The following is a 14125-nucleotide window of genomic DNA, read 5'->3' on the forward strand; positions in this document are numbered from 1 at the left end:
AAAAAAGCCGCTCGCCGGACGTTCGCATGGTGCGAAATCCGGTCAGCGGCTTTGCTGCGTTCAGAGGGGGAGGCAGGCCCCGGCGTTGGGGTGCCCTCCCGATGGTCGCGCTTCCTTGTGCGACTCCGGGATCATCGCGCGGTTTGCGGCTTGCTGCAAGTGCGAAATTGGGGCGAAATCGCCCTTGGCTTTACCCGCGCGGGGCCCCGAACCCCGCCAGATAATCGTGGAGCCGCTCGGGATCGAACACGCGGCCGTCGAAAAATCGATCCGGCCCCAAGGTCAAGGCGCCGCGATGCGCCCCGACCCCGATCGGCGCGGACACCGCGCCCTCCAGTTTCATGCTCGCCCCCGGCATCGCCTCGCCGCTAGCACCCAGCGCGCGGCGGTACACGTCGGGTCGGAACACCGCGCCGGCCGCCGCCTCGGCCTCGGCGCTCGGCTCGGCCTGCTTCCAGCGGACGAGCTGCGAATAGATCCACAGCGCTTGGCTGCGCCACGGGAAGGCGGTCGCCTCGCGGTGGAACAGCAGGAAATCGGGTTGGTCCACTGCCGGGGCATCCGCGCGCGGCACCACCTGCCCCGCCAGCCCCGCTTCGATCAGCTCCGCCGGTTCGCCGACATAGGCGTCGCGTGCCAAAAGGGCCGCCAGTTCGCCGCGCTTCTGCGGATCGTCGCACCAGCGCGCCGCCGCCGCCAGCGCCACCAGCAGCCGGTCTACCGTCTCGGCATTGCCTTCCATCCAGTCGGTGCGCAGCGCGAGCACCTTCTCGACGCCGCGCTGCCAGATCCGCGCGCCGATCGCGACCGCTTCGGCCAGCCCCTGCGCGATCGCCGCTGCCGGCCAGGGATCGCCGGCGATGAAGCCGTCGATCTCGCCCAGCCGCATCGCCTCCACGGTGAGCGAAGGCGGCAGCACGCGCAGTACCACGTCGCGATCGGGATCGATGCCGACGCTGCCCAGCCAGTAGCGGAGCATCAGTGCATGGCCCGAGAAGCGATGGACGATGCCGATGATCGGCTTGCGACGGAACAGGCCGATCGCGCTGGCGAAATCATGGCCCGTGCCCAGCGGATCGGCCAAGCGCGCCGGCAGATCCTGGTCGAGCGCCGCGGCGAACTCGCCCGACATTACCAGCATGTTGCCGTTGCTGTTGAGCTTGAACGGCGCCGAGAGCGCGGCGGGCTGCTGGCTCAGCCCCAGCGTCACCGCCACGGCGAGCGGGGCGAGCATCTGCGCCGCTTGCACCTGGCCATAGACCAGTCGGTCGCGCAGCGTTGCCCAGCTGGTGGTGCGCACCAGTTCCAGGTCGATGCCCTGGGCCTCGGCGAACCCCTTCTCGCGCGCGGCGACCAGCACGGCGCTGTCGGTGAGTGGCAGGAACGCCGCGCGCACCGGCGTCATGCCGCACCTCCGCCGAGGAGGCTGCTCGCGGTGATCAGCGCCTCTGCGACATCGACGAGCCGGCGGCCTTGGTTCATCGCCGTCGAGCGCAGCAGCGCATAGGCATCGGCTTCGTTCAGTCCGCGCTGTGCCATCAGGATCGCCTTGGCCTTATCAATCGTCTTGCGGTTGGCCAGCGCCGTGCGCGCCTCGTCCAACTCGCTCTGCATCCGGGAAAAGGCGGTAAACCGCCGCACCGCCAGTTCGAGGATCGGCTTCACCCGATCCTTGCGCAGCCCGTCCACCACATAGGCGGACACGCCGGCATCGATCGCCGCGCCGATCATCGTGTCGTCGGACTGATCGACGAACATCGCGATCGGCTTGGAGAGAGCGCGGCTGACGAGCAGCATTTCTTCGAGCGTATCGCGGCTGGGGCTGCCCAGGTCCATCAGCACGACATCGGGCGCCATACGCTCGATCCGCGCGACGAACGCGCCGCGCGGCGGCACGAAATGGATGTCGTCGTAGCCCGCTTCGCGAAGGCCCTCTTCCAGAACCGACGCCCGCGCCCCGCTGTCATCAACAATGACGATCCGCACCCCATCGCCTTTCGCAGTTGCGGAAGGAACTGGCAGCAAAGCGCCGGGGCGTCAAACGGTAGGCGGCCAAGCAAGTGAGCCGCGAATATCATCGGCGCGGGTTCAAACGCAGCGGGTCACCCATACCAGCAGCCCAACGCGAACGCAGCTTCTCCGACTACAATCGGCACTCTTAACGGCTCGCGAATGGCCCCTTGAGGCGTGAGTCAACACGCTCCCGTTGCTTGACGACGACCGGATCTGATCGCCAGCCGACGCTCACCGCCTGCTTGAGCGTTGTTCTGCGCCGCTGCTTGAGGCCGACCCTTCGACTTCCTGCATATGGCGCTACGGATATTCCACTGTGCCTGCCAGAAAGCGGACACTGCCAAGCTCCCCAGCAAAGCCCGAATGAACGTGTTGGAGCGGGTAAGCCTCGCCCGGCACCTGATCGGTAATCAGGATTTCCCTCGATCTCGGTCGAGAATGGAAGGCGCCTGCCCAGATCTATCAGCCACTATATGCCGAGCCCGCTAATGCCGTGCGGCAGCAAACGCGAAGAGAACTTTGAAGATTGAACTGGCGGAAGCCGTGCTCTCGATTCGGCTGAACATCGGTCCAGACAGAGAGGCAGCAGTCAACCAACTTCAGACGTTCCCCACACACGCCCATCGACTGTTCTTTCCAAAACCCGCCACTGCGCGTCCATGAGCGATGTACCCGAAGTCGATCGCTCAGGATTCTCGAAGCGCGTTTTGAACAATGCGCTCGCCGTGGTGATCGCCTTTCGCGGCCGGCGATACTAGCTTTACGATGGTCGGAGGCGGGCCGCCGATGCGTCTGGTCCGGACGACCGCATCGCTGCCGGCCTCGGGCAACGACCATTGATGCGATCGACGTGGCACCTGCGGTTGACTCATAAATCTACATATGTTGATATGATCCCATGGCCCGTAAACGACAGCCCTCGAAGCAGATGTGCCGCCTCCTCGAAGCGTTCTCGGAAACGCACGGTGAATGGCGGCATGGATACGACCTGATGAAGGCCACCGGCCTGCTGTCCGGGACACTGTATCCGCTGCTGATGCGGATGACGGAGCAGGGGCTCGTTGAGGCCGAATGGCGCGAGCCGGCCCAGCCAGGACGACCGGCGCGCCATGCCTACCGCCTGACCTCGGCAGGCGTCGCCCTTGCACGCGACCTCGCCGGCAGTGCGCCGGGCCAACCGTTCAAGGGAGCGCTGGCATGAAAGCATTGATCGCACGCGCGCTGCTCCGCCTGGCAGCCGCTTGTCTCGGCGAGCGCAAGCGCGACTGGGCTATGGCGATGGAAGCGGAGCTGGACACGGCGATCGCCGAAGGTGCGCCGCTGCAGTTCGCATTCGGATGCCTCCTGGCGGCAGGGCGCGGGCTGTTTGCGGCCGAGGAAGGACAATTCGTCCTCGCCAGCTATGCCGTGGCGATCGGGGTGCTGCTGCCGATGGCGGCGCTGCAGATCGGCTGTGCGCTGTTCGGGCTGCCCTATCTCTATCCCGGCAGTCACGGGCTGGGCGGCGCGCTGATCGACGGCGGGCTGCAGGAGAGCCTGCTGCGCGGTGTCTACCAGGCAGCGATCCCGTCGCTGGCACTGCTGCAGCTATTGATCGGGCTAGGGCACCTTCGGATCGCCTGGGTGGTGCTGGAGCGCGATTGGGCGGCTGCGCTTCGATGGGGCAGCCTGAGTCTGGCCGCATCGGCGACGCTGGTGACGTTCCTGAGCGTGTTGTTCATCGATGGCCGACAGGCGCTGCTCCAGGGCGGGGTACTGGCGATTGAGCTGACGATCATTGCCAGCGTAGCGCGCTGGCACGCGCATTTCTCTCCCGGGTCGGCGCCGAACCCAGCGCGGTAAGCGCTTCGTACGGCAACAGAGATCGAAACGATCTTCGGGTGCACCGCCCCGAAGCGCGAGGCCGCGTGGCCGCAAGCGGTGCCGTGAAGCGACGCGTTCGTCGCTGCGGAGCCCCCGCCGCACCTCGGGGCAAGGAGAAGATGCATGCGAACCGCAAGCCCGCGTTTTATCCTGTGCTGTTCGGCGACAGCCTTGTTCCTGTTGGCGGGCGCGCCGGCCGCCGCAGGGCCGGACGATCCCGCTGCCGCCAGCCGCTCTCCTTTCCTTGGAACCTGGGAGCTGGACCTCGCCCGGTTGCCTGCCAACTATGGTCCGCCGCCCCGCCAGGTCCTCTACACCTTTGAAGATGTCGGCGCTGGTCAGTGGCGGACAAGCATCGACATTACCGCGCCCGACGGCAGCGTCCGGCACATGGCGGTGCGCTACGCACGCGACGGATCGGCTTCGGCGGGCGAAGGCGATCCGTCGGAAGCGGACAGCGCCGCCATCAATCAGCCAGCGTCCAACGTGCTGGTCATGAGCCTTGCGAAGAACAAGATACTGGGCTCGGTACGGGTCTATGCCGTCTCATCGGACGGCAAGGAAATGACGGAATCTGCGGCGGCGGCGGACGCCGGTGGAGCACCCTTCGTCAGGAACTTTCATTTCCGCCGCCTTAGGTGAGCCCGCTGCCTGAGCACGGACTGATGTAAACCCGGCTCGGCCTAATCGCCCGGGAACCAGGCGGCTAATCTACGGAGCGATCGACGCCAATCAAAGCGGAGAAGATCATGAAGTTGTTGGTGCTCCTCAGCGCCACGCTGCTGCCGGCTTGCGCCAGCGGCACGTCGGCGATGGTATTCTCGCCACGCATGCTAGTCGCATATCGCGATCTGCGGCTTGATACCGCAGCCGATCGCGCCAAGCTGGTACGCCGGGTTGACCGTGCTGCTGCCGCCTTCTGCAAGGCCTACGACCCGATGGGCCCGGAGACGAGGTTCGATGCACGGCTGGCGAGTGGGCGGCACTGCCCCGGCGCCGCCGCTATCTTACTGGCACAGCATATGCCCGCGAACGTCCGACGAGCGTATCGCGCGGGGCGTCGAGAACGAAATGGAAGCGCAATGCCGGCGATGATCAAGCCGAAGTAAGCCACGCCCTACCAGGAGCAGTTCAACGACAGAAGCCGCAACGACAGTGCTCCCCTCCCGCGGTCAGGCGGCGGACAAGCTTCTGCTGAAAGCGGCCACAGGACGTTTCAATCGCCACATCGGCCGCCGCGTCGTGAAATCGCTATTCTACACCGGCGGCTCGCGCCTAACCTCTGACATTCGGGCGCGTGACCGATACGGGCTCTCATGCGTGCACCACCTCGCCCCGCCTGGAGACATCCTCGGACCCGATCGGTGCGATCCTGCCGACGGACCGGTCGCCAATCGACCATCGAGCCAGCCGCAGGGTGGGCAACCCGACCGCCATCATGCGACGTACCGGTTGCGCCCTTCGCGGGCGATAATCTTCAAGCAGCTCTCGGGGATCGATTTACGCTGGCAGAGCGGCGGATCGCGCGGCCAAAGGCGGGGTGCGTCTAAACGCGCGAAGCCGGCGGGCAGGATCATGCCATCGTGGGCGAGCGCTAAACACCGTTTTGCGGCGCCACGATTAGCAGCGAGATGCCTTGCCGCGGCAGACGAAAGCGGAGCGTCGAACCCGGTAGCGGTATTGACGCTGAGTCGATCGTCGCCAGTGCGGCAGCCTTGAGCAGCGCCGCGCGCTGGGCGTCGCTGGGCGCGATCGGCGATCCCATCACGCGCCAAGCCGCGAAGGCATTCGAATGTGCTCCGTCGATACGATAGTGCATCAGCCGGGCCCCCTTGGCGAGCGCCCGGGGCAGGCCGCGAAGCTGCAGCGTCACCGCCGCATCGGGACCGGGCACGTCGTCGTCATGATAGTGCCAGACGAGGATCGACAGCGTGTCGCCATCGATGCTGGCCATGCTGCCGATATCGGGATCGCCGCGCACGCCGTCTTGCAGCACCGTATCGAGCGGCGCCTGATGGTCCGAGGCAGCGTGGACATAGTGGCCACGCATCTTGGCCAGCAGCTTGAACAGGTTCATCACTGGCAGGTCGATGCCGGCGGAGGTGAGCTGGCGGAACCCGGCGAAGGGCGGCTGGTCCTCGAACTCGAACGCCCAGGAGAGCACGCCTTCCAGCGTCAGCCCCCGTCGGGCGGCGAGCGCCTGGAGGCGGGGGAGCGCGGCGGCGGTGTAGCTCGAATACATGGGGCCGTTGCGATAGGCGTTGGCCGGGCCCTGGCAGGCGGCGCAGCCCTCGGGATCGGATTCGCCGATGACGATCGGCTTGGTCCGTCCCATCGGATCGGCGGCGATCGCGGCAAACTCGTGATCGGCGGCGCGCAGATGCGTATTAAGCCCCATCCGCACATGGCTGCCCGGCCCGTCCCCGACGACGACCGGCTGGCCCTTGGCATGGAAGGACAGGAAATCGGTGGGCGTGCCGGCCGCCTTCACATGGGCGAGGAACGCGACGAGGAAGTCGTCGCCCGCCCCGGCGCTGTCCGGTCCGCCGACGCGTGCCTCGGGCAGCGCCCGCCGCACGCCGCGGATCGCATGATCGTGCAGGCGAAAGAATTCCTCGCGGGTGCCGCCCCAATAATATTGCGGCAGATTGGCTTCGTTCCAGGTCTCGAAATACCAGCTGGCCACCTCGGCACGGCCATAGCGGGCGACGCAGTGGCGCACCCATTGATACACCAGCTCCTCCCACTTCGCATGGTCGCGCGGCGGATAGGCCCAGCCGGTGCGCAAGGTGCCGCTGCCGGGGCGCCAATCATGCTGGTACGGCTGGGGCCTGGTCGACATCGCCTCGGGCATGAAGCCAAGCTCGACATAGGGCTTTACCCCGCGCGCCCGATAGGTGTCGAAGATGCGATCGACGATCGTCCAGTTGTAGATCGGGCGGCCTCGCGCATCCTCACGGTAGATGCCGGTCGAGCCCCATTTGAGCGCCGGCGTGCCGTCGCCCGAGGTGAACAGATTGTGGGTGCGAAAATAGACGCGATCGGGCAGCAGCGCGCCGAGCGTGGCGAGCGTCGTCCGGCCGTCCTTCATCGTCGCGTAATTGGGCTCGTCGGCGCCGAAGAAGCGCCAGAGCGGCCGCACCGGTCCTTCGTCCCGCGCCGCATCGACCGCGATGGCCACGGGGATCGGATCGGGATCGGCGGCGGCGAGGCCCGGCAGAAGGGCGGATGCAGCGGCGATCGCCAGGAGCAGCGCCTTCACTTGGCCTGCTCCAGCGGCACGATCTTGCCGCCCTTCATCACGAAGCGCACCGCCCGCACCGCCTCGATGTCGCGGGTGGGATCGCCGGCGACCGCGACAAGATCGGCGAACAGACCGGGCTTCACGCTGCCGAGCCGCGCGGCCTCCCCGGACCAGCGGGCGTTGCCCGAGGTCGCGGCCAGCAGCACGTCGACCGGACGCATGCCGGCAGCGGCGAGCAGCAACATCTCGCGGGCATTGTCGCCATGCGCATAGACGCCGACATCGCCCCCAACGCAGATCGGCACCCCGGCGCGGAGCGCAAGCCGGAAGCTCTCGCGATTGGCGCGGACGGTAGCGGGTGCGGGCTCCGCGCCGTTCCAGCCGCGATAGCGCGACGTCGCGTCGGAAGCGGCAAGTGTCGGGCAGAGCGCGATCTTCTTCGCGGCCATTGCGGCAAAGAGTGCGGGTGTGCCGCCATAGCCATGCTCGATCGTATCGACTCCCGCCTCGATCGCACGGCGCATGCCTTCGGCCGTGGCGGCGTGGACCGCCACCGGGCGCCCGGCGTCATGCGCGGCGGCGACAGCGGCCTTGATTTCCTCAAGGCTCAGCGTGGGGCGGCTCTCCTCGCCGGCACGCCAGCGATAATCGGCATAGAGCTTGATCCAGTCCGCGCCCGCCGCGATCTGGCGGCGCACCGCGGCGACCATCTGCTCGGGGCCGGAGACTTCCTCGGCACCCTGCGGCACCTCCACGCCGGGCTCGAACCCCTTCGGGCCATAGGCGCCGAGCGCGACGATCGCCCGCGTCGCCACCTGCAGCCGCGGCCCCTCGACGATCCCCTGGTCGATCGCCGCCTTCAGCCCGACATCGGCATAGCCGGCACCTTCGGTGCCGAGATCGCGCAGGCTGGTGAAGCCCGCACGGAGCGTCGCACGCGCCTGCGCCACCGCGCGCGCCGTGCGAAGCGCCAGCGGCTCGTGCAGCACCTGATCGTCCCAGCTCGCCTCGTTATAGGGGTGGAGGAAGAGATGGGCATGGCCCTCGATCATGCCGGGCATCAGCGTGTCGCCGCCGAGCGCGATCACCGCCGCGTCGGGCGGGACGGCAAGATCCGGGCCGACCGCCACGATGCGCTCGCCGCGCACCAGCACCTGCCAGCCGGGATGCGTCTGGCCGTCGACCGCGTCGAACACCGCCATCGGCTTGAGCAGGATGGCAGGCGCCTCGGCCTGTTGCGCGCCCGCCGCGCCGCCCAGCGCCAAGGCTGCAAGAGCCGCGAACCAGTGCTTGGCCATCCGCTCCCCCCATTCTAGTCTGCGGTCATGGATACGCTGATCCGGCGCGCACGCAATCCGTTGCTTCTATTGGCTTTGCTCGGCACCACCGCCGCTGCGCCAGATCCCGAGCGAGCGCGCTGGCAGGCGCAGGCAGAGCGGGTGACGATCACCCGCGACGATTGGGGCATCCCCCACATTCACGGGCGGAGTGACGCCGACGCGGTGTTCGGCATGAGCTATGCGCAGGCCGAGGATGATTTCGCGCGGATCGAAGCGAATTATCTGACCGCGCTCGGCCGCACCGCCGAAGCCGATGGCGAGGAGGCCCTGTGGGGCGATCTGCGCCAGCGGCTGTTCGTCGATCCGGCAGCGCTGCGGCAGGACTATGCCCGGAGCCCCGCCTGGCTGCGCGCGCTGATGCAGGCCTGGGCCGATGGCCTGAACTTTTATCTCGCCACCCATCCGCAGGTGAAGCCGAAGGTGCTGACGCGGTTCGAGCCCTGGATGGCGCTGAGCTTCACCGAGGGCAGCATCGGCGGCGACATTGAGCGGGTCTCGCTGAGCGACCTCAAGAGCTTCTACGGCAGCCCCACGCCGCCGACACCTGAGGAACGAGGTGTCGTGCCGCGCGAACCCTCGGGCTCGAACGGCATCGCGATCGCGCCGAAGCTGACGGCGGACGGGCGCGCACTACTGCTGATCAACCCGCATACCAGCTTCTATTTTCGCTCCGAAGCCCAAGTAACCAGCGACGCCGGGCTGAACGCCTATGGGGCGAGCACCTGGGGGCAGTTCTTCGTCTATCAGGGCTTCAATGCCCAGGCGGGCTGGATGCACACCTCCGCCACGGTCGACAATGTCGATGCCTTTGCCGAGCGGATCCTGCGCAAGGGCGATGGCTGGGCCTACCGCTATGGCGACGAGATGCGGGCGGTGCAGGCGCAGGCGGTGACGCTGCGCTATCGCAAGCCCGACGGATCGCTGGGAGAACGGCGCTTCACCACCTGGCGGACGCATCACGGGCCGATCGTGGCGGCGAAGGACGGGCGCTGGATCGCCATGGCGCTGATGTGGCGCCCGATCCCTGCGCTCGAGCAGAGCTTCCTGCGCACCAAGGCCACCGATCTCGCAAGCTATCTCAAGGTTGCCGAGCGCAAGGCCAATTCCTCCAACGACACCCTCTTCGCCGATGCCAAGGGCGAGATCGCTTTCCTGATGCCGCAGTTCATGCCGGTGCGCGACGATCGATTCGACTATACCAGGCCCGTCGACGGCAGCGATCCGGCCACCGACTGGAAGGGCCTGCACAGCCTGGCGAGCCTGCCCAGCGTGCTGAACCCGAACACGGGCTGGGCGCACAACACCAACGACTGGCCCTGGCAGGCGGCAGGCCCCGACAGCCCGCGGGCGAAGGACTATCCACGCTATATGGATCAGGTGGGCGGCAATGCCCGCGGCGTGCACGCCGACCTGCTGCTGACGGGCAAAAGCGGCTGGACCGCCGAGAAACTGCGCGCGGCGGCCTTCGATCCCTATCTGCCCGCCTTCGCCCGGCTGGTGCCCGATCTGGTGAAGGCATGGCGGGCGCTGCCGGAGGCGGACCCGCGGCGCGCGGCGCTCGCAGCGCCGATCGCGACGCTGGCGGGCTGGGACTATCGCTGGCGCGCGGATTCGGCCGCGACCAGCCTCGCCATTTTCTGGGGCGACCAGCTGTGGCGCGAGGTCGGCAGCTTCGCGCAAGCGGAGCGGCGCAACGTGCCCGATTACATCGCCGCCAAGGTCGACGCGCCGACCCAGCTCGCGGCGCTGTCCGCCGCGGTCGATCGGCTGTCGCGCGACTTCGGGACGTGGCGGACGCCCTGGGGCGAGATCAACCGCTTTCAGCGGCTCGACGACACGCTGCAGCCGCATTTCGACGATGGCCGGCCATCGACGCCGGTGCCGTTCACCTCGGCGCAGTGGGGCAGCCTCGCCTCGTTCGGCGCCAAGGCATGGCCGGGTACCAAGCGCTATTACGGCACCAGCGGCAACAGCTTTGTCGCGGTGGTATCGTTCGGGCGGCGGGTCGAGGCGTCGGCGGTGATGGCGGGCGGGCAGAGCGGCGACGCCGCATCGCGCCACTTCGCCGACCAGATCGATCGCTATGCGGCGGGTGCGCTGCGAAAAGTGTACTTCTACCCGGACGAACTAACTGGCCACGTCGAGCGCCGCTACCGGCCGGGTGATCCGGCCGCGCTGGGGCGCTGACGTTTTCGGCTGCACACGACGACAATATGTAAAAGTAGGGGCTGATAGCCATGCCATAGGGCGGTCTGGCCCTCCTGCTTGTATTTCTTTTGGGAGCTCGCCGGGCAAGTAGAACGGCGCGAGGCCAGAGGAGCCCCTTCTCTACCAGGACCTGCTCGCCAGCTTGGTGAGTCCGGCACTCAGCTCGATGGTTGTCGATCGAAAAGCGGAAAAGGGCCGGCTGGAAGGCACCGGTGATGCATCCGGGGGGGAATGGCACGGCAACCAATGCCGTTCTTCCTTCGCCTGAGGCGCTGCTGAAGCAGTTCCGTACGAAGGTGGCGGACCTACGGGCAGCGCTGGATAACGATGCCGCGTCACCAGAAGCTGCGGAGATCCTGTTGCGCCTCATCGAAAGCGTAATGACCTACCCCGACGAGCCGAATGGTACGGAGGAGGGAGTGGCTGCGAGGATGTGGGATCTGTTGCCGTATGCCACAAACGACAACGCCGCCCGTGAGAGCGGCGTGCGCGTTTTTCGGAGTTGGTTGCGGGGCAGGACTTGGCCGTTGAAGAACTGGTTTTCAAGTTCAACGCAGCCCATTGGTCAAAGATACAAGTGACAAAGAGAAGCAAGCGCTCGTTGATCGCTGAAGGTCGGCGGTCATCGTAGCAACATCTCAACAACTCACCGGTTCACTTCATGCGTATGATCAAGCTAGCGATCGCCGCCCAAGGGCTTTCGGATTAGTTGCCGCTCGCCACACCATGCATGGTAGCACCCCAACCGACGGACTGATGTCATGCATCCCGATCGGCGGAACATGGCTGAAAATGGTGAGGCCTGTCGTTCGACGTCGATTCGTAAGGGCAAGTAAGCCCCAAAAGGCGGCGTTCGTTTGCGGCGGCAACCGACCAGATCCGGTCATTCCAATAAACCGGCTTGAACGTCTGCTACTGACAGAAGCTGCCCATTTGATGCTTCGGACGAACCCTACGAAGAGGTCCGCCTTTCGCCACGCCGAAGCTTGGATGCCCTCCATAATCAGACAGTGGTTCGATATAGCGACAACGATGGAAGCCGTCGTCGGCCGAGGAAAAGATGCAGGCTAAAACCGCCTCCGCCCCGCCGCCGCTGATTCGATAGCCACTGCTCCAGGAGCAGGCAGCCACAGTCCGTGGCACGACGGCTGTGCCGGGCTATGCCCTCCAACCTGTGTCGTAGCGAAAAACCTCTTGTTTTGCCTACCGTTGCCGCAACTCGATAAGGCATATGCATGAACGAAGTTTGCGATCGCACGTCAGAGGACGTTCCGGCTGTCCAGCGACTGGAGAGGCCGCTCGGCGAAAGCGAGGACCGGCTGGCCTTCTTGCTGGGCCTAAGCGGTGCCTTGCGGCCTCTAACCGATCCGGTCCAGATCCAGGATGTCGCGGCGCGCAAGCTCGGGGAACATCTCAAGGTCGATCGCTGCGCCTATGGAAAGATCGACGACGCGGGCCAGGTCGTGACGGTTCCTCGCGATTATCACGCCGACAGCTTGCCATCAGTCGCGGGAAGATACCGTATCGAGGAATACGGAACAGCGACGCTGGAGATCATCCGCCGGGGGGACACGTTCCTCGTCGAGGACGCGCAGACAGATTCCCGCCGCGCCGATCCGGACATCCAGCAAGCCTACGCCGCCATGCGGGTTCGCTCCGCGGTGGTGATGCCGCTGGTCAAGGCTGGGCGCTTCGTAGCGCTTCTAACCTTGCAGAAGAATGCCCCTCATGTCTGGTCAGCATTGGAGCTTCAGATCATCGCGGACGTGGCCGACCGCACATGGGCGGCGGTGGAGCGCGCACTGGCCGAAACGCAGCTGCGCACGAGCGAAGAACAATATCGAGATGCGCTCAATTCCATGGCGGAAGGTTTCGCCCTTTTCGATGCTGACCTCACGATCCTGGAGGTCAATCTGAAACATCTCGGCTTCTTGGACGCAGCCGGGAGGATCTTGTCGGGCACAGTTTTGCCAATTGGCTCTCGGACAACGAGGACTCTCCACCAGGCAGGATGATCAAGCGCGTCCTGCGCGACCGGGTGCCCGTCGTTACGGAACATTCCTACCTTCGATCGGACGGCAAGATCATATGGTTGGACGCCAGAGCCTATCCGACCTCCCATGGGCGGGTTGGCTGCCTGTGGCGCGATATCACCGACCGCAAGCGCGCCGAAGCCGCACTGCTCGAGAGCGAGGCGCGTCAGCGTGCATTGATCGAGAGTGTTCCGCAACTCGTGTGGCGGGCCTCGCCGCTGCCATTCGTCACCAGATGCCGGCAGCGAAGGCCGCGATGACAGAGGGGCTGCGCGCGCAGATAGGGCGCATCGAGCAGGCGCTGCCGGCGGTGCCCGCAGCCGAGAAGCGCAGCGCGGCGATCGGCAGCTGGGCAGCCGTGGTGGGGGCCGTCATCCTGGCTCGGGCGGTCGACGACCCCCAATTGTCGGACGAGGTTCTCGAGCAGACGCGCGCATGGATCGACGCCGGCATCAAGTAGGTTGGCGCGCTTTGCCGATTATGGGATTCGCCCGCGACGTGTCTGCCGGGTCCTTACGTCGTTGGGCCTTCGATACGGCAAATTCGGTCTGACTGAAGCCTTCCCTCGTTTGTGACGTTCTCCGCGAATTCGAGGGCGGTTTGCTTTCAGGAAAACTGCCGATCCGCACGACAAGCTGGAACGACTGTTTTGTCTCACTTTTCACCGTCGCCAGCGGGTAAGCTCCGAACGCGCGCGCCTCTGGTGCCGGCACCTCGCGGGGAGCAAGCACGGCTAGGATCATTAACTACACAACCGCCCTTACCAATAAAGTCTAACACCCTCCAATTCTTTCTCGAATTAGCATTCGTGACCGCCGCATGGCAACATCGCGTGGCCTAATAGGACGAGTCGGAGCTGAAATCATCAGCTATTTCGGAGTCGAACCCACCCCGCCTTGGCAAGTGACGGTATATCGCACGGTATCTAGGCTGACGGTACCTTGTTCAAATATCTGAAATAATTTCTGTATTACAATCAGTTCGACGCCGTTCCCGGCACCATCCACCTCTCCGCAGACACCAGCAACGTTTGTTTGTCGCTTCAATCATAAGAGGTGAAGTTCGCTTTCATATGTGGTCACATCCTCGAGAGCCGTATGCGCAGGCCAGCGACCAGCGTTGTGGTCTTGCGATGGCCATGCGGGTAGCCCATCCGCAATCGCTCGCCCTTGGCGCAGCGCTCATGGCTTCGGCTCATGTTTGTCGCGGTCCAGGACTCGTCGATGAACGCGAGGCGTTCGGGCTCGAGATTGATCTGGCCGTCGAAGCAGCGCTGGCGCTGCCTCAGGACGTCGGGACGGTCTTGCTCGATCGCGTGCCCGGTTCGCGGCAGCCGAGCACACACCGCGGCACCAGCTCAGCCATGTTTCGTGCTCGCCCTCGAGGATGTGTCTCATTGCCGATGCTATAGTTTCGAGCGAAAA

12 protein-coding genes and 2 pseudogenes are annotated in these 14125 nt (G+C 65.7%); 9 read left to right on the forward strand and 5 right to left on the reverse strand.

Features of this window, described 5'->3' with window-relative positions; all coding sequences use genetic code 11:
- Positions 1-190 precede the first annotated feature (190 nt).
- Positions 191-1405, reverse strand: a complete 1215-nt coding sequence (locus ABIC35_RS03720; RefSeq protein ID WP_121071779.1) for a CmpA/NrtA family ABC transporter substrate-binding protein — start codon at positions 1403-1405, stop codon at positions 191-193.
- Positions 1402-1986 carry an ANTAR domain-containing response regulator gene (locus ABIC35_RS03725; protein ID WP_121071780.1) on the reverse strand — a complete coding sequence of 195 codons (585 nt, stop codon included), beginning with the start codon at positions 1984-1986 and terminating at the stop codon, positions 1402-1404. The genes ABIC35_RS03720 and ABIC35_RS03725 overlap by 4 nt, the downstream gene beginning before the upstream one ends.
- 925 nt (positions 1987-2911) lie before the next feature.
- Here ABIC35_RS03725 and ABIC35_RS03730 point away from each other — a divergent pair.
- The 4 genes from ABIC35_RS03730 to ABIC35_RS03745 all read left to right on the forward strand — a co-directional run bounded on the left by ABIC35_RS03730 (position 2912) and on the right by ABIC35_RS03745 (position 4985).
- A complete protein-coding gene (locus ABIC35_RS03730; RefSeq protein WP_183049233.1) occupies positions 2912-3214 on the forward strand; it encodes a PadR family transcriptional regulator in 303 nt (100 codons plus the stop codon).
- Positions 3211-3855 carry a hypothetical protein gene (locus tag ABIC35_RS03735; RefSeq protein WP_121071782.1) on the forward strand — a complete coding sequence of 215 codons (645 nt, stop codon included), beginning with the start codon at positions 3211-3213 and terminating at the stop codon, positions 3853-3855. Before ABIC35_RS03730 ends, ABIC35_RS03735 begins: the two co-directional genes overlap by 4 nt.
- Before the next feature lie 144 nt (positions 3856-3999).
- The gene (locus ABIC35_RS03740) at positions 4000-4518 is read left to right on the forward strand and encodes a hypothetical protein (protein WP_354278303.1); all 519 of its coding nucleotides are present in this window, start codon (positions 4000-4002) and stop codon (positions 4516-4518) included.
- Positions 4519-4625: 107 nt separating this feature from the next.
- On the forward strand, positions 4626-4985 hold the full coding sequence (locus tag ABIC35_RS03745) for a UrcA family protein (RefSeq protein ID WP_121071783.1): 360 nt from the start codon (positions 4626-4628) through the stop codon (positions 4983-4985).
- Positions 4986-5470: 485 nt separating this feature from the next.
- On the opposite strand, the gene ABIC35_RS03755 is transcribed toward ABIC35_RS03745, so the two are convergent.
- Positions 5471-7138, reverse strand: coding sequence for a GH39 family glycosyl hydrolase (locus ABIC35_RS03755; RefSeq protein WP_354278304.1), 1668 nt, complete (start codon positions 7136-7138; stop codon positions 5471-5473).
- The gene (locus ABIC35_RS03760) at positions 7135-8418 is read right to left on the reverse strand and encodes a metal-dependent hydrolase family protein (protein WP_121071784.1); all 1284 of its coding nucleotides are present in this window, start codon (positions 8416-8418) and stop codon (positions 7135-7137) included. The genes ABIC35_RS03755 and ABIC35_RS03760 overlap by 4 nt, the downstream gene beginning before the upstream one ends.
- A gap of 27 nt (positions 8419-8445) precedes the next feature.
- Between ABIC35_RS03760 and ABIC35_RS03765 the strand changes: the two genes are divergently transcribed.
- From ABIC35_RS03765 to ABIC35_RS03785, 5 genes and pseudogenes are all read left to right on the forward strand, one after another.
- Complete coding sequence (locus ABIC35_RS03765) at positions 8446-10647, forward strand: penicillin acylase family protein (protein ID WP_121071785.1); 2202 nt, start codon at positions 8446-8448, stop codon at positions 10645-10647.
- Between the two features lie 191 nt (positions 10648-10838).
- Positions 10839-11249, forward strand: coding sequence for a toprim domain-containing protein (locus ABIC35_RS03770; RefSeq protein ID WP_147425799.1), 411 nt, complete (start codon positions 10839-10841; stop codon positions 11247-11249).
- Between the two features lie 654 nt (positions 11250-11903).
- Complete coding sequence (locus tag ABIC35_RS03775; RefSeq protein ID WP_121071786.1) at positions 11904-12683, forward strand: GAF domain-containing protein; 780 nt, start codon at positions 11904-11906, stop codon at positions 12681-12683.
- Positions 12650-12961, forward strand: a pseudogene (locus tag ABIC35_RS03780) (PAS domain S-box protein); the annotation flags it as partial. The gene ABIC35_RS03775 and the pseudogene ABIC35_RS03780, both read left to right, overlap by 34 nt.
- Positions 12958-13161: a hypothetical protein gene (locus ABIC35_RS03785; RefSeq protein WP_220667312.1), complete on the forward strand. Its 204-nt coding sequence runs from the start codon at positions 12958-12960 to the stop codon at positions 13159-13161. The pseudogene ABIC35_RS03780 and the gene ABIC35_RS03785, both read left to right, overlap by 4 nt.
- Positions 13162-13797: 636 nt before the next feature.
- Here the strand turns inward: ABIC35_RS03785 and ABIC35_RS03790 are convergent.
- Positions 13798-14028 (reverse strand): annotated as a pseudogene (locus ABIC35_RS03790) (IS630 family transposase); the annotation flags it as partial.
- Positions 14029-14125 lie beyond the last annotated feature (97 nt).

Origin of the sequence: Sphingomonas trueperi (assembly GCF_040545965.1) — a bacterium.
Taxonomy (GTDB): domain Bacteria; phylum Pseudomonadota; class Alphaproteobacteria; order Sphingomonadales; family Sphingomonadaceae; genus Sphingomonas; species Sphingomonas trueperi_C.